This is a genomic window from Pedobacter sp. 22226 (assembly GCF_052045455.1).
In the GTDB taxonomy this organism is placed as follows: Bacteria; Bacteroidota; Bacteroidia; order Sphingobacteriales; family Sphingobacteriaceae; genus Pedobacter; species Pedobacter jeongneungensis.
Map to the genome: position 1 here is coordinate 188,664 of NZ_JBQEPB010000001.1, position 17,606 is coordinate 206,269.

The window sequence follows — 17,606 nt, forward strand, 5'->3', positions numbered from 1 at the left end:
TGTTTTCAATGTAAAACAAAAACTATTCCAAATATTATTTTCCAATTCCATATATAATTTTACAATAGAGGTTAAAGGCAAACTTTTAATTTTGTATATATTTGCCGCAACCAATCTTTGATTACTATGCCGAATGAAAAATTGATGACCAACGCTATTAATGCTTCCGAACTGAGTTTTAATGATTTCAAATCAATTGTTAAAAGCGACTATAAGATAGCCTGTGAGAGCAGACAGGCCAGTGTTTTAGGCCGCAGGGAGGTATTAACAGGGAAGGCTAAATTTGGCATTTTTGGCGATGGTAAAGAGGTACCGCAGATTGCCATGGCAAAAGCTTTTAAGAATGGCGACTGGCGCTCAGGGTACTATCGTGATCAGACTTTTGCCTTTGCAACAGGCATTTCTACCATAAAAGAATTTTTTGCTCAGCTGTATGCAAACACAACAAATGGGGCCGATCCTTTTTCAGGCGGCAGGCAGATGAACTGTCACTTTGCTACAAAATCAGTTAATGAAGATGGCAGCTGGAATGATTTAACGCAGATCAAAAACTGTTCATCAGATATTTCACCAACCGGGGGGCAGATGGCCCGTTTGGTTGGTTTGGCTTATGCCTCTAAATTATTCAGGGAAAACAGGGAACTCGATTATTTAAAACATTTCTCTGTTAATGGGAATGAAGTTGCTTTTGGTACCATCGGCAATGCTTCTACCTCAGAGGGTGTATTTTTTGAAGCCATTAACGCGGCAGGAGTGCTGCAGATTCCGATGGCCATTTCGATCTGGGATGATGCTTACGGAATCTCTGTTCCGGCTAAGTACCAAACTACCAAAGAAGATATTTCTGAAGTGTTGAAAGGCTTTCAGCGTGAGCCCGGAAAGCCAGGATATGAAATTTATAAAGTGAATGGCTGGGATTATCCCGCTTTGTGCGAAGTGTACGAAAAAGCCATCAATGTTTGCAGGGACGAGCATGTGCCTGTATTGATTCACGTTACAGAACTTACTCAGCCTCAGGGGCATTCAACTTCAGGTTCTCACGAAAGGTATAAATCTAAAGATCGCCTGAGCTGGGAAGTTGAACATGATTGTATCCTGAAAATGCGTGCCTGGATGCTCGATTCGGCCGTTGCCACAGAAGAAGAAATAGCTGAAATTGAAAAAGAAGCAAAGATTTTTGTACGCAATGCCCAAAAAGAAGCCTGGAATGAATTTTTAGACAGCATTAAACCCGAACAAAAGCAGGCAATAGACCTGATAAGTGGTATAGCTAAACATCAACCTGAACTGGCTAAGATTGCAGCAAACCTGGCTTCAATTGCAGATGCACAACGCAGGGAGGTTTTTGTGGCCGTCCGTAAGGCCATACGCTTGTCAGCCAATACGCGTTCAGCAGAACGTGATGAACTTTTAGCCTGGTATAAAGAACAGGAAGTACATAATTACGACAGGTATAATTCTAAATTGCATACGGACGGCAAAGAAAGTCCGGCTAAAATTGCCATTATTGAGCCTGAATATGATGAACTTTCCAAAATGGTTGATGGCAGGGAAGTGCTGAATGCCTGTTTTAACGAAAATTTTGCCCGCGATCAGCGTTTAGTTGCTTTTGGTGAAGATTTAGGGAATATTGGTGATGTAAATCAGGGCTTTGCTGGTTTACAAGCCAAATATGGCGAGTTGAGAATTACTGATACAGGGATCAGGGAAATGACCATTATGGGACAGGGGATCGGTTTGGCCATGCGTGGTTTAAAACCAATTGCCGAAATCCAATATCTTGATTATCTGATATTTGCACTGAATGTATTAAGCGATGATCTGGCCTCACTATCTTATCGCACCAAAGGCATCCAAAAAGCACCTGTTATTGTACGCACACGTGGTCATCGTTTGGAGGGCATCTGGCATTCAGGATCACCAATCAGTATGCTTTTAGGTTCGTTAAGGGGGATGCACCTCTGCGTACCGAGGAATATGACACAGGCTGCAGGAATGTACAATACGCTTTTCAGGGCAGATGAACCTGCCGTAGTAATTGAATGTTTAAACGGTTATCGCCTGAAAGAAAAGTTGCCGTCAAATGTTGGCGATTTTACAGTTTCTTTAGGGAAAGCTGAAGTTTTGGAGGAGGGAACTGATATTACGGTGGTTTCTTATGGCTCATCGCTTAGGATTGTTCAGGAAGCGGCAGAAGAACTGGCACTTTTAGGTATTTCAGTCGAAATTATTGATCCACAGACCCTTTTACCTTTCGATATCGATCATATTTGTGTTAATTCTCTTTCAAAAACCAATAAATTACTGGTTGTAGATGAAGATGTTCCGGGGGGAGCTTCTGCATATATTCTGCAAAAAGTACTGGAAGAACAGAAAGGTTATTTCCACCTGGATGGACAGCCGAAAACATTATCAGCGAAAGCTCACCGTCCACCGTTTGGATCGGATGGTGATTATTTCAGTAAACCTTCGGTTGATGATGTAACTGAAGCCATTTACCAGATGATGCATGATGCCAATCCGGCTAAATATCCTGCACTTTTTTAATAGTTAAAATATATTGAATTTAATAGAAAGGTTTAAATGCTTATTTTATAAGTGCTTAAACCTTTTTTCGCTTAAACAAAAGAAATAAAATCGCCTTTTCAGGTGTTCGGTAAAAATCCGGTTACTTGGTAATGGAATTTTTATATACATTTATACATCCAAACAAATTTTTTATTTCAGTATGTTTTATATCATCACCTCTGTGAAACACTGTAATTTTCAAGCTTTTTTGTACCCGTATTCCAATAAAATTAACAATTAGATTTTATAGGATAATGGTATGTTGCGTTGTTGATAAACAGATGAATGCCTGTGCCTTGTTTTTTAAAATGAGCGCAACGTTTCTGTTGCTTTTATTTTTCAGTATAACTGTTTCTGCGCAAACCAGTGCGCCCCAAAAGAAACTCGATAGTTTGTTAGCGGTTAATCAAAAGAACCAGAAAACAGACTCTACAAAAATTAAAGTGTTGACGGAAGTGTACCGCCAGTATATGCGCATGAGGAAGGTGGAGAAGGCTGAAGAATACCTGGATAAAACCATCCAGCTTTCGCATGAAAAAAACCTCAAAAAGTTTTCTGCAATGGCTTATTACAGAAGGGCTTTGATGTACCATGGCAGATCCAATTATCAAAAGGCAGAAGAAAACTATTTAAATGCGGTAAGCGAGTTTTCTTCAATTGGCAATCTGGATATGGTGGCCGGTACCTACCTCAATCTTGGAGCGCTTTACAGTACTATTCCCGATTATGTAAAATCACTGGAAGTTAATCAAAAAGCCATTACGATATATGAAAAAATGGGTAATGAGGTTGATATGGCCAGTTGTTATACCAATATTTCTACCATTTATCAGCGTTTAGGAGACCAGAGCCAGGCTTTGGTATATATGAAAATGGCTCTAAAGGTTTTTTCTAAAGAAGGCGAAAATTCGAGGGGGGTAGCTGTTGTTTATGGCCTGATGGGGAATAATTATTTTGAGGCATCAAGCCATGAACTGATGCAAATGAATGTATTGCCCGGTCAGAAGATTAAACTGGCTTTAGAATATTATAATAAGTCGTTAAAGGTTGCAGAAGCCATTAATGATGTTGGCATTATAGCAACCGCCAAACGCGATCTGGCGGAACTGTACAGTTCTATCGGGCAAAAGGATGCCGCACTTAAATCCTATCAAAAATCGATTGAGCTGAGCAAAAATGGTGATGATAAAGAGGCTTATGCCTCTACATTATATGCACTGGGAAATTTTTATCAGCGTGAAAATGATTTTGAAAATGCCATTTCCCTTTTGGGCAGCAGTTTAAAAATTGCTGAGGAAAATAAATTTTTGGAGATAGAAAAGGATGCCAGTTTGGGACTGAGTACAGTTTACGAAAAACAAAAAGATTACAACAAATCTTTAGCCTATTACAGGCAATACATAAAGGTAAGGGACCAGATTTTTAACGAGGATAAAGAAAAAGAAATTACCAGAAGACAAATGCAGCTCGATTTTAATGTAAAAGAGCGCGATTATTTATTGAAACAGAAACTTACTGAAGCAGAATTAAAAAGACAGCAGCAGGAATTGATTTTAAAAAGACAGCAGCTGGCTTTGAGCGACAAAGAAAAAGCATTGGATCTGTTAACTTTCCAAAAAGCCAAAGCCGATCTTGATATTCAGCGTTTGGCCCAGGAGGGTAAATTTGCAAAAGCTAAATATCAGGCGCAACTTACGGCTAGTGTGAAGGATAAACAAATCAGTAAGCAAAATCAGCAGATTAAATTTGATGAACGTATCAAAATATTTCTGAGTATTGCTACATTTTTAATTTTGATTATCGCTGTAGTTATCTTTTTAAACCAGAGAAAAACCACAAGGCTGAATAAGATCATCAGCAATCAAAAAAAGGAATTAGAGCAGCTGAGTAAGGTTAAAGACCGTATTTTTAGCGTGGTGAGCCACGATATGCGTACGCCTGTAAATTCACTCATTTCATTTATGCAGCTGCTGGAAGGTGGTAACATTGAGCAGGAAAAATTAAGCCGTTATGCCTCGTCACTAAAAAATAACCTTACTTATACCTCAACCATGATGGAAAACCTGCTAAACTGGGCCGCAAGTCAGATGCAGGGTTTTAATCCATACCTTGAATCGTTGGATATTGAATATCTGACAGGTGAAGTAATCCACTCTTTGCAAGATAGTGCAGACCGGAAGGAGATTAATATTGAAAACTTAATTGCTGTTCAAACCTATTGCAAAGCCGATGAGAATATGCTCAGTCTTGTGATCCGTAATTTAGTGAGTAATGCCATTAAATTTACGCCTGGCGGAGGTTCAATAGAAATTAGTTCGGTTGATCTCGGTAATCAGCAGGAGATTAAAATTTCTGATACAGGTGTTGGGTTAAATCCGGTGCAATTAAGCCATTTTAATAAGGCCGGTTATCTTGGCGCTGGTGTAAGTACACTGGGTACCAATAAAGAAAAGGGTACAGGTTTGGGTTTATTGCTGTGCAGAACTTTTGTAGGCTTGATGGATGGAAATATAAACGTTAGCAATAATCCGGCAGGTGGCAGTTGCTTTACCATTACATTGAAAAAATAATTATTTCAAAAACCGGGAAAGGATTTTTTTATCAATTGCTTTTTCTAACAATTCCTGTCTGTTTGATACACTTATTGGAACAACAAAGTCATGTTCTAAATGAACTTCATGATTGGTTAGGGTAGAAATATGGTTAATATTGATGATGTATTGTTTGTGCACCCTCGAAAATATTTTGTTCGGCAGTTGTTTTTCCAGATTTTTAAGGCTAACCAGAACAATATGTTTATCGGTACGGGTAAATAGTTTAGAGAAATCGCCCATACTTTCTATATAGATCACATCATCATATCTCAATTTGGTAATTCCTTTGGTTTCCCTGAAAAAGAAATGATCATCACCTTGTTCATTGGTCGATTTATCTGCAAGCTGTGGTTCTTTGCCAACCAGTTTTTTCAGCTCGAGGTATTCTATAGCTTTGTTGGTCGCCTTTAATATTCTTTCGAAAGTTGCTGGTTTAACTATAAAATCCAAAGCATCGAGGTTAAAGCTTTCTGCTGCATATTCTGTAAAAGAGGTAATGAATATGAATAAAGGCTGTTTTTTGAGGCTTTTTAGCAGCTCCATTCCGGAAAGCTCAGGCATATCGATGTCAGAAAAAACAATATCAACAGGTGTTGTGCTTAAAATCTGCGAAGCTTCAATACCATTACTACAGACCGCTAATATATTTAATGAAGGGATTTTTTTGAGGTGCATTTCAATAGCGTCTCTTTCAATTTCGTTATCATCAACAATTATGCAGGTGTAGGTCATTTAGGGATATGGGATTATTGTTGTCAACAACAGGGAACAAAAATTAATGTTTGTAAAATACGCTAAAATGAGAATTAAAACACAATTAAGTCAACACTTTTTTGTTAAATGTTGCCTTAAAATCTATTTCTGATGCTTTTTTTCGCCTGTATATAATTTCTCGCCGGCTTTAACAGCCAGTGGCAGGTCATTCTCTTCTGGCGGAACCGGACAGCGGTAACCATCACTATAAGCGCAATAAGGGTTATAGGCTTTGTTGAAATCGATTTCTATATGGTTATCTTTAATTTCTTTAGCATCAAGATCGATATACCTGCCGCCACCATAAGTTTCTTTATTGTTGGTCTCGTCGGTAAAGGGTAAAAACAGGTGATCTTTATATGTAGGATTGGTTAATAGTGCAACACTTCGATATAAGGTCATCTGCAATTTTTTGCCGTCTAAATTAAAGTTTACACGTGCATAACGATAATAATCGCTGCTGCTGCCATTAAAAGTTGGCATTTTGAAAACCTTTTCATTCTTTAACAATTCTAGTTCAGCCAGTACTTTATATGTACTGTCAGCCCCATAAAAATGAAGATTTTGAAGATCGTTTTTCTTTAATGGCGAGCGGCTGTCTTTAATAAAATCTTCTTTATAAGCCTCACGGTGTTTTGCAATCTGCTCCTCATAGCTTTGTGCAAAGCCATTAATGCTGATCAACAGAAACAGAAAAGTAAGAATTTTCATGATTAAATTACGCTTGCTTTATTTCTCAAAAACTGATCGGCCAAAACCAGGGCAGCCATGGCTTCTACAATAACTACAGCTCTGGGTACTACACATGGATCGTGCCTGCCTTTTCCTTTAATTTCGGCAGCATCGCCAGCTGCATTAATGGTTTGCTGGTTATGCATAATGGTGGCTACAGGTTTAAAAGCTACTTTAAAAGTGATGTCCATTCCATTAGAAATGCCACCTAGAATACCACCTGCATAATTTGTGGTGGTTTTAAACACTTTCGAATCTGCAGCTTTTGGCTGCGGGATATCATTGTGCTGCGATCCGCGTAGTTCGCTTCCTGCAAAGCCAGAACCATATTCGAAACCATGAACAGCATTGATGCTTAACATGGCTTTGCCTAAATCGGCATGTAGTTTATCGAAAACAGGCTCGCCTAAACCAGCCGGACAGCCTTTTATCACGCAGCCGATTTTACCGCCTACGGTATCGCCGTCTTTTCTTACCGAATCAATAAATTCGATCATTTCATGGGCTGTTGCCGGATCGGCACAACGTACAATGTTTTCTTCCCTGATGGCTAGCAAAGCAGATAGATCGTTGCTTTCTAAATTTGATGCCTCGATGGTGCCTACAGAGGTTACATGGGCGAAAATTTCGATGCCTTGTTGCTTTAAAAACAATTTGGCAATGGCTCCTGCAGCTACTCGTGCTGCTGTTTCACGAGCAGAAGAGCGTCCGCCACCGCGGTGATCGCGGATACCGTATTTTGCATCGTAAACATAATCGGCATGGCTTGGGCGGTAAACATCAACATTGTGTCCGTAATCTTTCGAACGCTGATCTTCATTCGGGATTAAAAGTGCAATCGGGGTGCCCGTGCTTTTTCCTTCGAAAACACCCGATAAAATCTGAACGGTATCGCTTTCTTTCCTTTGCGTAGTAATTTTGGATTGACCCGGTTTGCGTTTATCCAGTTCTGACTGAATAAAATCCATATCAATATCCAATTGCGCCGGACAGCCATCAATAATTACCCCAATGGCTACACCATGAGATTCTCCAAAAGTTGTAATGCGAAATAGTTGCCCGAATGAGTTGCCTGCCATATATTTAATGAATGAATGATTGATTTTTTAATGATTGAATGTTGCTATTCAGTCTTAATAATTAAATCTTGATACTTAGTGCTTTAACCTTGATACTCAAATTACTTGATACCGATCTCGAAACCCGCTTTTTTCAAATCTTCCCAGTAAAAAGGATAAGATTTTTCTACTACCTGCATTTCTTCAATTTCTACTTCGTTGATTAATAATGCAAGTGGAGCAAAAGCCATCGCCATACGGTGGTCCTCGTAAGTAGCAAAGGTAACTTTATCAGGGAAATAAAGATTATCAGTATTTAAGGTATAAACGAAATTATCTTCAGTTAAAGTAACACCAATTTTAGCCAATTCGTTCTGAAGGGCCGCAATACGGTCGGTTTCTTTAATTTTTAAGGTTTCTAAACCTGTAAAGGCCATGTTTTTGCCTAAAGCAGCTGCAATAACCACAATGGTTTGTGCTAAATCAGGACAGGTTTTAAGGTCTAAAATTTCTTTAGTGTCTAAAGTAAGTCCTAAGTTGCTAATGGCAATCCCTTTATCGGTTTTAGTTGTGGCAATACCAAAAATCTTCATGATATTTTTGATCTGGCTATCACCCTGTAAACTTTTTTCCTTTAAAGCAGGTAAAGCTATTTCCGCTTCATCAGCTAATGCTGCAATGCTGTACCAGTACGATGCAGCGCTCCAATCAGGCTCAACAACCAGGGTTCCCGGTTTAAATACCTGGGGTTCAATGGTGATTAAGTTCCCGTTCCAGGTATGTTTAATGCCAACTTCTGCAAGCATATCCAAAGTCATATCCACATATGGTTTGGAAGTAAGTTCACCCTCGATTTCTAAAGTTAAACCTTGTGGCAGGATAGGGGCAATCATTAATAAAGCGGAAATGTATTGACTGCTGATATCGCCTTTGATCTTTACCTGGGCCGTTTTTTGATCCAGTGGACCAACAATATTCAAAGGAGGAAAACCTTCTGATTCTGCATAGGAAATATCTGCCCCGATAGTTTTTAAAGCCTCAGCCAAAATTCCGATAGGGCGTTGTTTCATCCGCTCGGTTCCGGTTAAAAGGAAATTACCGTTCTTAGCAGAAAGATAGGCAGAAAGAAAGCGCATTGCCGTGCCTGCCGGACCAACATCTACCAGTTCGGAGTTTGCCGTTTTTAGTTTGGAGTCTCCTCCCAGCTCATTACCCTCAACTCCCAACTTGTTCAGGATACCATTTAATGTTACTGTATCGGCAGCATTGGAAAGGTTTTCAACTTTAACCAGTTTCTTGCTTAAAGCGCTAATAATTAAGGCCCTGTTGCATTCGCTTTTAGAGCCTGTTAGTTGGATTTCCGTATTAATATTCTTGGTTCGTTTAAAAGAAACTAAGGCATTTTTCGACATTTTATTCTGTTTTATTCTTAAATGTGGTGTCGGATGGAAACACCTGACACCACATTATATATTATTAATCGTCATATCCTTCGACAGGCTCAGGATGACACTGCTGTGAGACATTGTTTTTTGCTTTAGTCTTCCAGCTTAAAGGTTTAATTACGCTTTAACCTCATTATGTTGTTCAGCAGCAATACCTTTTTCAGCTTTGCCGGCATTCATAATTTCGGTTTGTTTACGGATTGATTCCCCGTGCATCAATTCTAAGAATTTCTCAGTAAAGTTTAAGTCTAATTTCAAAGCTTTTGCAAAAGCATGACCTTTTTGAATGATGGCATCCCAACGGTTAACCTGTAAAATAGTTACCTGGTTATCGCGTTTAAATTCACCGATTTTTTCTACGATAGCCATACGCTCACCTAATTTTTGCAATAAGATATCATCAATTTTATCAATTGATTTACGTAAATCAGCTAATTTATCTGCGAAAGCTTCGTTTGGTGCTTCCGGCTCACGAACGGTTAAACGATCAACCAATTCTGCCAAAGCCGCTGGAGTAACCTGTTGTTTAGCGTCTGTCCAGGCTACTGAAGGATCTACGTGCGATTCGATCATTAAACCTTGCATATCCAAATCCAATGCTTTTTGAGAAATGTAAGGGATTAGCTCACGGTTACCGCAGATGTGACTTGGATCGTTGATGATCGGTAATTCAGGGCATAAAGTTTTCAATTGGATAGCAAGTTCCCACATTGGTTCGTTACGGAAAGAACTTTTCTCGAAAGAAGAGAAACCACGGTGAATAGCACCGATTTTAGTAATACCTGCACCATTAATACGCTCGATAGCACCAATCCATAACTGCAAATCAGGATTAACCGGGTTTTTGATCAATACAGGAACATCATGACCTTTTAAAGCATCTGCAATTTCCTGAACGGTGAATGGATTTACGGTAGAACGTGCGCCAATCCAAAGGATATCTACACCTGCTGCCAGAGCCTCTTCAACGTGTTTTGCATTTGCAACCTCTACTGCAGTTGGTAAACCTGTTTCTGCTTTAGCGCGTTTTAACCACTCTAAACCTATGCTTCCAATACCTTCGAACTCTCCCGGACGGGTACGTGGTTTCCAGATACCAGCTCTTAATACCGATACTTTACCGGTTGCAGCCAATAAATGTGCTGTAGTTAATAATTGTTCTTCAGTTTCTGCGCTACAAGGACCAGAAATAATTAAAGGCTCGTTGTTTACGTTTAACCAGGTGTTTAACGGTTGAATGTTTAAATTAAGTTTCATGATGATGGGTTGTTTTTAAGTCCGGAGTCCGTAGTCGGAAGTCCGGAGTTATATTTTAGTTTTTAAATTGTTGTGTTCTTGGGTTAATCGGTTAATTGTTTAAATTGGTTAAATGTTGAGTTAACGACCACAATTAACCAGTTAACCGATTTGTACATTTAACCAAACTATACCTTGTCGTTCTTCTGATATTCGCCGAGTATATTAAAGTTCGATGTATATTTTAACGCTTTTCTGATGGCTTTATCGTACTTTTCAGTGCTTGGCCATTCTAAGTCGACATAAAAGTAATACTCATTTCTTTTACCTAACACCGGCATAGATTGTATTTTTGTTAAGCTTACATCCTGTTCGGCAAATACATTTAATACAGTAGCCAGCGAGCCTGCTTTATGTCCAACCTGAAAACAGATTGACGCTTTATTTATTTTCTTTCCTTCGTCGGTTTTATCTTTTTTAAGGATCAGGAAACGGGTATAGTTTTTTTTGTTCGACTCTACCCGGCGCTCTAAAATGTTGAGGCCATAAAGCTCTGCTGCTAAGCTGTTTGCAATGGCCATAGTATCGGTTAACTTTTCCTCCTGGATACGTTTGGCACAGGCAGCGGTATCGTTGCTTTCCACAATTTTAATGTGCGGATAATCGTAAAAGAAATCGATGCATTGACGGATGGCGATAGGGTGTGAGGTAACGATTTTAATGTCCTCAAACTTTATACCTGGTAAGGCCATTAAGTGCAACTGAATTGGTAAATACACTTCGCCAACCACTGCAAAACCGTAATCGCGGATTAGCGTGTAGTTTGGTAATAAACTGCCGGCAATGGAGTTTTCTATGGCCATTACCACGAAATCAGCCTCCCTGTTTTCCAGCTTATCGCAGGTTTCTTTAAAAGAATTGCACTCTACAGTTTCAATTTCTCTACCAAAGAATTTGTATGCAGCTTCTTCGTGGAAAGATGCTTTAATACCCTGAATTGCTACTCGTTTTGTCGTTTCCATTTTTGCGTTAAAACAAAAAAGTCCCGGCTGTTTGCCGGGACTTTCTTATACATTTTAATATTGTTATATATCTTTTTGCATATTAGCCCCGGCTCTTACTAAAATAGTAAAAGTAACCAAAGTAATATGTGTTTGTATTTAGCATTTCTTTTTTTTGTTGAGCCAAATGTAGTAACAAAATTTAATTTGTCAATAGGAAAATGAAAATATTTTTATTAAAATTTAATTTTGTTAAAAATGGGCTGGTTTTGTAATTGGTCTTTTTGACGCTTAAAATATCTCAAAAACGGATTTTTATATGGTTTTAGTCTTCCGTAGTGCTATAAACTATCAATTATTATCTGAATATCTTTTTTTGTAATGGTAGCTTCCTCTGATTTATCATAAATATAAATCATATTGATTTCATCTTCATTTTGGAAATAGGTGATGACTCTATACCCACCACTTTTTCCTTTTCCCTTGCTTTTAACAGCTAGTCTTATTTTGAAGATATTGTTACCCAAAGGTGTTCCTGTATTGGGATTTTTCAATAAAATCGATTCTAATTGAGATAGGTCGCTAATTAATGATAAGTGTTTCTTTTTTAATTGCTTAGCTTTTTTGATGAAAATGGGAGAATATATTATTTTAATTTCAGCCATTATATATCGCTTAGAGAGAGTGGGGCGATTTTACCTTCTTTAATATCTTTAGCTTCTTTTATTCCTTGTTTTATACCATTAAGCAAATTTTCCTTCTTCGAAGACTGGATTACTTTGCCATTAATCCTTTTAATTACTTCTAGAAGAAATTCAGTATCGTTATCTTTGACTTGTATAGTTAAGGTTGTCATAGTATAAAAGTTTATATCAAAAATACAAATTATATCTTAAATAGGTAACTAGCTGTGTGTAAAAGGACCTGTACAATCTAAATTTCGGTTGTTAAAGTATTCAGATTCCCGCCTGCGTGGGAATGACAACATTTTTCGAATACAACAACATTGTCTGTATTTAGCATCATCTGTGTTAATCCGTGTTTTCTGTGGCAAAAAACAATAGCTGAGATACATAACAAAAACATAGATGATATCACAAAAAAGGTCTGTGGAGACACAGACCTTTAGAGAATAAACTATTTTTTATCCTGTAGAACTTAATTCTCCACGATCGTTAAGTCCTTTTACTTTGTTTTGTTGTAAGGCTTCGAAGTTTTTCTTTTCTTTATCGCGCAGCTCCTGTTGCATAATTTTAGCAATCTTGGTGCTTCCGTCATGGCTCCATCCTGGTGGGTTGAAAATATACCTCACCTTATCCATAAAGGTTGGCGCTTTTTTCACATCAGCGGTTAAAGCAATAAATTCATGGAAAATGATGTTTACCGGGCCTGTATCTTTCGGTTGGGTAGTTAAACCGTATTTCACTACATCTTCTGGCAATTCTGCCTGAAAGGTGCCGAACCACCTGTCCCAAAGAATTAAAACCATACCCATGTTTTTATCTAAATAACGTACATTGCTCGCATGGTGTACACGGTGGTGCGAAGGGGTTACAAAGATATATTCGTACCATTTCGGGAATTTGATATTGTATTGTGTATGTACCAGATTACCATAAATCTGAGTTATCAGATAGGCAAAAAGAATATCAACCGCAGTAAAGCCCATAAAAGCTAAAGGCAAATAAAAGAAAACGCGGTACATCGGTTCGAAAACGGTAGAACGGAAACCTGTAGTTAAGTTAAAATGTTCTGATGAGTGGTGTGTAACATGCATGGCCCAGAAAAAGCGCACGTAATGGCCAACAGTATGTAAAAACCAGTACAGAAAATCCTGTGCTAAGATTAACACCAGCCAATAAACCCAAACATTAGTAATTTGAAACAAACGGAACTGGTAGCAATAAGCCAGCAAGAAAAACGTGAATGTTTTTGTGCCTAAATTGATCACGACAGCTGCTGTCATCAGGTAAATGTTCGTCCAGGTATCGCGTTTGGTATATAATTTTCTGTCGTGCTGATAACTGAAATACATTTCAACCAGGGTTAAAACGATTACGAAACCAAAAAGTCCGACTACAGAAATATCACTTCCGGTAAAATTCATTTTATAAACTGTTATAATAATCCAAACTGCTTAAAATATCGGCTGTGCTAACACGGCAGTTAAACGTGCATTTGCCTGTTGTTTCTAAAAGTGAAAATAAAATATTTCCATCTTCGTTCTTTTTATCACTTTGCATCAATTCTAAAAGGGTATCGAAACTTTCTTTTTTAATGTGGTATTTCGGATATAAAGACAGAATATAGCTGCTGATATCTTTTAATTCTTCTTTTGTTAGTGTACTGTTTTTAATCGATAAAGCAGCCTCACAAATAAAACCGATGGCTATGGCTTCTCCGTGTGTTAAAGGATTTTCGTCGTTAGCCAAAGAATAGCCCTCAACAGCATGACCAATGGTATGGCCAAAGTTTAAAATCTTCCTTAAATTTTTCTCATGCGGATCGATAGTGACTACCTCGTTTTTAATTTCTACCGAACGGTAAATGTCTTCAGCAGAAGGGTTAAGGTAATCGCTTGCTTTTAACTTTTCGTAATAAGGCTTATCATAAATTAAGCCATGTTTAATCATTTCAGCAAAACCCGATAAAAGCTCACGCTGTGGCAATGTTTTTAAAAATGCGGTTTCGATAAAAACCATTTGTGGCAAGGTAAACGTACCCACCATATTTTTTACATTGTCAATATCGATTCCGGTTTTACCACCTACCGAGGCATCAACCTGCGATAACAGGGTAGTAGGCACATTGATGAAATCGATCCCTCTTTTATAGGTGGAAGCGATAAACCCGCCCATATCGGTGATTACACCACCACCCAGATTAATCATCAGACTTTTGCGGTCGGCTTCAAAATCCAGAAGGGTTTTCCAGATGCCAATGCAGAAATCGATGTTTTTGTTTTCTTCTCCTGCAGAAGTTTCGATCAGATCGAATTCAGAGAAATCGTCTAAAAGCGACTGAAATAGCGGTAAACAGATTTCGCTGGTATGCTCATCTGCCAATACAAAAACTTTGCTGTATTTGTTGCTGTCTAAAAGTGTTTTTAAGGCGTCTAAATTGCTTTCGAAATAAAGCGAATGGCCTGCGCTCGTTAAAGTTTCCATTAAATTACTTCGATTTTATCTTGTTCAAATGTGATGATATCGCCAACCCTGACTTTGTAGCGTTTGCGGAATTCCACCTCGCCATTGCATTTTACTAAACCGTCCATCACAGCCGCCTGTGCATCACCGCCGGTGCCAACTAACCCTGTTGCTTTAAGCAGCTGGATTAGCGGAATAAATTCGCCTTCTAATTTGAATTGTATCATTTTGTGCAAAAATACGATTATTTAGAGGTTTTTAGTTTTAACAACCAATGCTTTTTATAATTTTGCACCAATCTGACTTATATATAGATAAAAAATGGATTTAGTTCCCAATAAACAACCTAATTTCGACAACACGGAAATTGCTTTCCGCCAAAAAACCAACCAGGAACTGAAAAAAGCGTATTGGCTTTTTAAAATGATCGGCAGTAATTTTCTTACAAAAGTTGGTCCGGCCATTACAAACTTTTTCTTAAATATCGGCCTGCCAATCCAGGGCGCAATTAAAGCTACTATTTTCCAGCAGTTTTGTGGTGGCGAAACCATTGCCGAATGTAATAAAGCCATTGAGCAACTAGACAAAGGTGGCGTGGGTACCATTTTAGATTATTCGGTTGAAGGAGAGGAAGAGGAGCAGGTTTTTGATGAAACATGTGCTGAAATTATCCGTACGATTGTGCGTGCAGATGGCGATACCAAAATTCCGATTACCGTATTTAAAATAACAGGGATTGGCCGTTTTGCACTGTTACAGAAGCTTGATGCCAAAGAAAAGCTAACCGCTACGGAAGAGTCAGAATATGAAAAAGTAAAACTGCGTTGCGAAATGATCTGCAAAACCGCTTTTGATAGAGGCGTGCCGGTTATGATCGATGCAGAAGAAACCTGGATCCAGAATACCATTGATGAACTGGCTTTGGATATGATGCGTAAATTTAACCGCGAGCGCATCATTGTGTACAACACTTACCAGATGTACCGCCATGATAAACTGGCTGATATGAAAGCCGACCATTTAATTGCCAAAGCAGATGGTTTTATTCTGGGCGTAAAAATGGTACGTGGCGCCTATATGGAAAAAGAACGTAAACGCGCTGCAGAAATGGGTTATCCTTCACCCATTCAGCCGGATAAAGAAGCTTCTGACCGTGATTATAACGAATCGTTACGTTACTGCGTAGATCATATTGAAGAAATTGCTATCGTTGCCGGTACGCATAATGAAGATAGCAGCCGCTTATTAACCTATCTTTTGGAAGAAAAAAATATTAAACACAACCACCCACATGTATATTTTGCTCAATTGCTGGGAATGAGCGATAATTTAAGCTTTAACCTGGCTGATGCTAACTATAATGTGGCCAAGTATGTGCCTTATGGGCCAATTAAAGCGGTAATGCCGTATTTGTTCAGAAGGGCACAGGAAAATACCTCAGTTGCCGGACAAACAGGCCGAGAATTAGGCTTAATTGAAAGGGAATTGAAAAGAAGGAAACTGTAATTCAGTTGGCAGTTGACGGTTTTTAATTGACGGTTTTCCTTTAATAGAGTCGTCATCTCGACTGAAGCATAGCGAAACGGAGAGATCTATCTTGAGACAGATTTAGCTTCGCTGAGCACTACGTTGTTCTCGACTTCGCTGCACTCCGCTTGAAATGACGACTTTTTTAGTTAAGTTGTCATCCTGAGCCTGTCGAAGGATCTCTGTTCCACTCCGTTTTGCTCGAGATGACGATTTTTTTTTGGAAATGATTGTTCAGTAATTCTTGGGGGGATGCAGTCCCGCTTTTCGCTTTATACCGATGAAAAATCGGTATGCCCGCTTCAATCGGGTTTAGTAACAAAAAGACTGTTTAAGAATATTTGTCACGCAAAAACTAATATTTCACAACGCTTGCGCCCGTTTCCAAACTGGTGCATCAATAACTGCACGATTTTATCGTGATAAACGATAGGTTATCTACACTTCAGACTTCCGAAGTTCTTCTTCCGCTCGTGGCTTTATTAAACTTCGGAAGTGTTTGCAGGAATTATTTATTTACCACAAAAGGCTGTCTTCCCGTTAACAGATCGTAAAACAAAATAAAATCACTTGCCAGACTATAACCCGGATATTGAAAGGTAGCAGGTTTGTTTTTTTCGAAGAAAAAGTGCCCCACCCATGCAAAACCATATCCCAATATGGGCATGGCCAGAAAGAAATGCCAGTTATGAAAAAGAAAACCGGTAAAGAAGGTCAAAACCACTAAACCAGTTCCGATAAAATGCAGGATGCGTGAGGTGGTATTGTTATGTTCGGTAAGGTAAAAAGGGTAAAACTCTTTAAGCGATTTAAACTTTTTCTCTGTCATGTTCTAATTTACAAAATTCCGTTTGCTTTTAAAAACGCCCCTAACTGAGCAGGTTTTTCTGTCATGAGTAATGTATGTAAACCTACTTTTTTTGCACCTTCAATATGTTGCGGACTGTCATCAATAAACAAGGTTTCGGCAGGGTTTAAGTTGTTCTCTTTTAGTACCTGCTCAAAAATATTGATATTAGGCTTACGCAGTTTTATGTGTTGCGAGAAATAAGCTTTCTCAAAATAAGCATCGTAATTATTGATTTTGAAAGTAGTTTTCAGGTAATCTATAATCCAATTGTAGTGGATTTCATTGTTATTGCTCAATAAAAAAGTACGGTATTTTTCTTTCACCTGAAGCAGTAAATCTTGGTTTTCCTGAATGGTGCCAATTAAAAGGCTGTTCCATGCATCGTCAATCTGCTGGTCGGTTAAATCGGGTTTGTTTGCTGCCTTTCTGATTCCTGCCCTAAATTCGGCGGGAGAAATGGTACCGGTTTCAAAATCATCAAATAATTGGTTATGTCCTTTATGGGCAAAGAAATTCTCGATGTCGGTAATACCCAGTTTTTGAAAAGATGCCTGGGCGATTTTAAAATCGATATCAAATATGACATTTCCGTAGTCGAAAATTATGTTTTTAATGTTTTGCATGGAATCTTTTGAATTTGCTGCAAAGATATTATAGCTGTATTAATGAGAGGTATTAAATCATTAATTTTTACAA

At 38.4% G+C, this 17,606-nt stretch carries 16 protein-coding genes; 3 read left to right on the forward strand and 13 right to left on the reverse strand.

Going from position 1 to position 17,606, the window contains the following annotated elements:
- Positions 1–126: 126 nt before the first annotated feature.
- Positions 127–2,547, forward strand: coding sequence for an alpha-ketoacid dehydrogenase subunit alpha/beta (locus tag ACTJKC_RS00825; RefSeq protein WP_440789421.1), 2,421 nt, complete (start codon positions 127–129; stop codon positions 2,545–2,547).
- A gap of 329 nt (positions 2,548–2,876) precedes the next feature.
- Positions 2,877–5,138 carry a tetratricopeptide repeat-containing sensor histidine kinase gene (locus ACTJKC_RS00830; RefSeq protein ID WP_440789423.1) on the forward strand — a complete coding sequence of 754 codons (2,262 nt, stop codon included), beginning with the start codon at positions 2,877–2,879 and terminating at the stop codon, positions 5,136–5,138.
- Here the strand turns inward: ACTJKC_RS00830 and ACTJKC_RS00835 are convergent, their stop codons facing one another.
- From ACTJKC_RS00835 to ACTJKC_RS00885, 11 genes are all read right to left on the reverse strand, one after another.
- Entirely contained in the window at positions 5,139–5,894 is a 756-nt protein-coding gene (locus ACTJKC_RS00835) for a LytR/AlgR family response regulator transcription factor (RefSeq protein WP_344850850.1), read from the reverse strand.
- 123 nt (positions 5,895–6,017) lie between these two features.
- Entirely contained in the window at positions 6,018–6,626 is a 609-nt protein-coding gene (locus tag ACTJKC_RS00840; protein WP_440789426.1) for a DUF1684 domain-containing protein, read from the reverse strand.
- Between the two features lie 2 nt (positions 6,627–6,628).
- Complete coding sequence (aroC, locus tag ACTJKC_RS00845; protein ID WP_440789428.1) at positions 6,629–7,726, reverse strand: chorismate synthase; 1,098 nt, start codon at positions 7,724–7,726, stop codon at positions 6,629–6,631.
- Between the two features lie 101 nt (positions 7,727–7,827).
- Positions 7,828–9,117: a 3-phosphoshikimate 1-carboxyvinyltransferase gene (gene aroA, locus ACTJKC_RS00850; protein WP_440789430.1), complete on the reverse strand. Its 1,290-nt coding sequence runs from the start codon at positions 9,115–9,117 to the stop codon at positions 7,828–7,830.
- Positions 9,118–9,267: 150 nt separating this feature from the next.
- Positions 9,268–10,407 (reverse strand): chorismate mutase, encoded by a 1,140-nt coding sequence (locus tag ACTJKC_RS00855; protein ID WP_344850854.1) that lies wholly within the window; start codon positions 10,405–10,407, stop codon positions 9,268–9,270.
- Between the two features lie 167 nt (positions 10,408–10,574).
- Entirely contained in the window at positions 10,575–11,408 is an 834-nt protein-coding gene (locus ACTJKC_RS00860; protein ID WP_344850856.1) for a prephenate dehydratase, read from the reverse strand.
- A gap of 320 nt (positions 11,409–11,728) precedes the next feature.
- Entirely contained in the window at positions 11,729–12,052 is a 324-nt protein-coding gene (locus ACTJKC_RS00865; protein WP_440789433.1) for a type II toxin-antitoxin system RelE/ParE family toxin, read from the reverse strand.
- The gene (locus ACTJKC_RS00870; RefSeq protein ID WP_344850858.1) at positions 12,052–12,243 is read right to left on the reverse strand and encodes a hypothetical protein; all 192 of its coding nucleotides are present in this window, start codon (positions 12,241–12,243) and stop codon (positions 12,052–12,054) included. The genes ACTJKC_RS00865 and ACTJKC_RS00870 overlap by 1 nt, the downstream gene beginning before the upstream one ends.
- A 288-nt stretch (positions 12,244–12,531) precedes the next feature.
- Positions 12,532–13,494, reverse strand: coding sequence for a sterol desaturase family protein (locus ACTJKC_RS00875; RefSeq protein ID WP_440789435.1), 963 nt, complete (start codon positions 13,492–13,494; stop codon positions 12,532–12,534).
- A 1-nt stretch (position 13,495) separates the two neighbouring features.
- Positions 13,496–14,554 carry a 3-dehydroquinate synthase gene (gene aroB / locus ACTJKC_RS00880; protein WP_440789437.1) on the reverse strand — a complete coding sequence of 353 codons (1,059 nt, stop codon included), beginning with the start codon at positions 14,552–14,554 and terminating at the stop codon, positions 13,496–13,498.
- Positions 14,554–14,760 (reverse strand): RNA-binding S4 domain-containing protein, encoded by a 207-nt coding sequence (locus tag ACTJKC_RS00885; RefSeq protein ID WP_025142770.1) that lies wholly within the window; start codon positions 14,758–14,760, stop codon positions 14,554–14,556. The genes aroB and ACTJKC_RS00885 overlap by 1 nt, the downstream gene beginning before the upstream one ends.
- A gap of 94 nt (positions 14,761–14,854) precedes the next feature.
- Between ACTJKC_RS00885 and ACTJKC_RS00890 the strand changes: the two genes are divergently transcribed.
- Positions 14,855–16,039 (forward strand): proline dehydrogenase family protein, encoded by a 1,185-nt coding sequence (locus tag ACTJKC_RS00890; RefSeq protein WP_344850861.1) that lies wholly within the window; start codon positions 14,855–14,857, stop codon positions 16,037–16,039.
- Positions 16,040–16,568: 529 nt separating this feature from the next.
- On the opposite strand, the gene ACTJKC_RS00895 is transcribed toward ACTJKC_RS00890, so the two are convergent.
- On the reverse strand, positions 16,569–16,889 hold the full coding sequence (locus ACTJKC_RS00895) for an Mpo1-like protein (RefSeq protein ID WP_440789440.1): 321 nt from the start codon (positions 16,887–16,889) through the stop codon (positions 16,569–16,571).
- A gap of 8 nt (positions 16,890–16,897) precedes the next feature.
- A complete protein-coding gene (locus ACTJKC_RS00900; RefSeq protein ID WP_440789442.1) occupies positions 16,898–17,533 on the reverse strand; it encodes an HAD family hydrolase in 636 nt (211 codons plus the stop codon).
- Positions 17,534–17,606 lie beyond the last annotated feature (73 nt).

Excerpts from the sequence above, each read along its gene's own strand:
- ACTJKC_RS00825 (WP_440789421.1), top strand. The coding sequence starts at position 127 with ATGCCGAATGAAAAATTGATGACCAACGCTATTAATGCTTCCGAACTG.
- ACTJKC_RS00830 (WP_440789423.1), top strand. The coding sequence starts at position 2,877 with ATGAGCGCAACGTTTCTGTTGCTTTTATTTTTCAGTATAACTGTTTCT.
- ACTJKC_RS00835 (WP_344850850.1), bottom strand. The coding sequence starts at position 5,894 with ATGACCTACACCTGCATAATTGTTGATGATAACGAAATTGAAAGAGAC.
- ACTJKC_RS00840 (WP_440789426.1), bottom strand. The coding sequence starts at position 6,626 with ATGAAAATTCTTACTTTTCTGTTTCTGTTGATCAGCATTAATGGCTTT.
- aroC (WP_440789428.1), bottom strand. The coding sequence starts at position 7,726 with ATGGCAGGCAACTCATTCGGGCAACTATTTCGCATTACAACTTTTGGA.
- aroA (WP_440789430.1), bottom strand. The coding sequence starts at position 9,117 with ATGTCGAAAAATGCCTTAGTTTCTTTTAAACGAACCAAGAATATTAAT.
- ACTJKC_RS00855 (WP_344850854.1), bottom strand. The coding sequence starts at position 10,407 with ATGAAACTTAATTTAAACATTCAACCGTTAAACACCTGGTTAAACGTA.
- ACTJKC_RS00860 (WP_344850856.1), bottom strand. The coding sequence starts at position 11,408 with ATGGAAACGACAAAACGAGTAGCAATTCAGGGTATTAAAGCATCTTTC.
- ACTJKC_RS00865 (WP_440789433.1), bottom strand. The coding sequence starts at position 12,052 with ATGGCTGAAATTAAAATAATATATTCTCCCATTTTCATCAAAAAAGCT.
- ACTJKC_RS00870 (WP_344850858.1), bottom strand. The coding sequence starts at position 12,243 with ATGACAACCTTAACTATACAAGTCAAAGATAACGATACTGAATTTCTT.
- ACTJKC_RS00875 (WP_440789435.1), bottom strand. The coding sequence starts at position 13,494 with ATGAATTTTACCGGAAGTGATATTTCTGTAGTCGGACTTTTTGGTTTC.
- aroB (WP_440789437.1), bottom strand. The coding sequence starts at position 14,554 with ATGGAAACTTTAACGAGCGCAGGCCATTCGCTTTATTTCGAAAGCAAT.
- ACTJKC_RS00885 (WP_025142770.1), bottom strand. The coding sequence starts at position 14,760 with ATGATACAATTCAAATTAGAAGGCGAATTTATTCCGCTAATCCAGCTG.
- ACTJKC_RS00890 (WP_344850861.1), top strand. The coding sequence starts at position 14,855 with ATGGATTTAGTTCCCAATAAACAACCTAATTTCGACAACACGGAAATT.
- ACTJKC_RS00895 (WP_440789440.1), bottom strand. The coding sequence starts at position 16,889 with ATGACAGAGAAAAAGTTTAAATCGCTTAAAGAGTTTTACCCTTTTTAC.
- ACTJKC_RS00900 (WP_440789442.1), bottom strand. The coding sequence starts at position 17,533 with ATGCAAAACATTAAAAACATAATTTTCGACTACGGAAATGTCATATTT.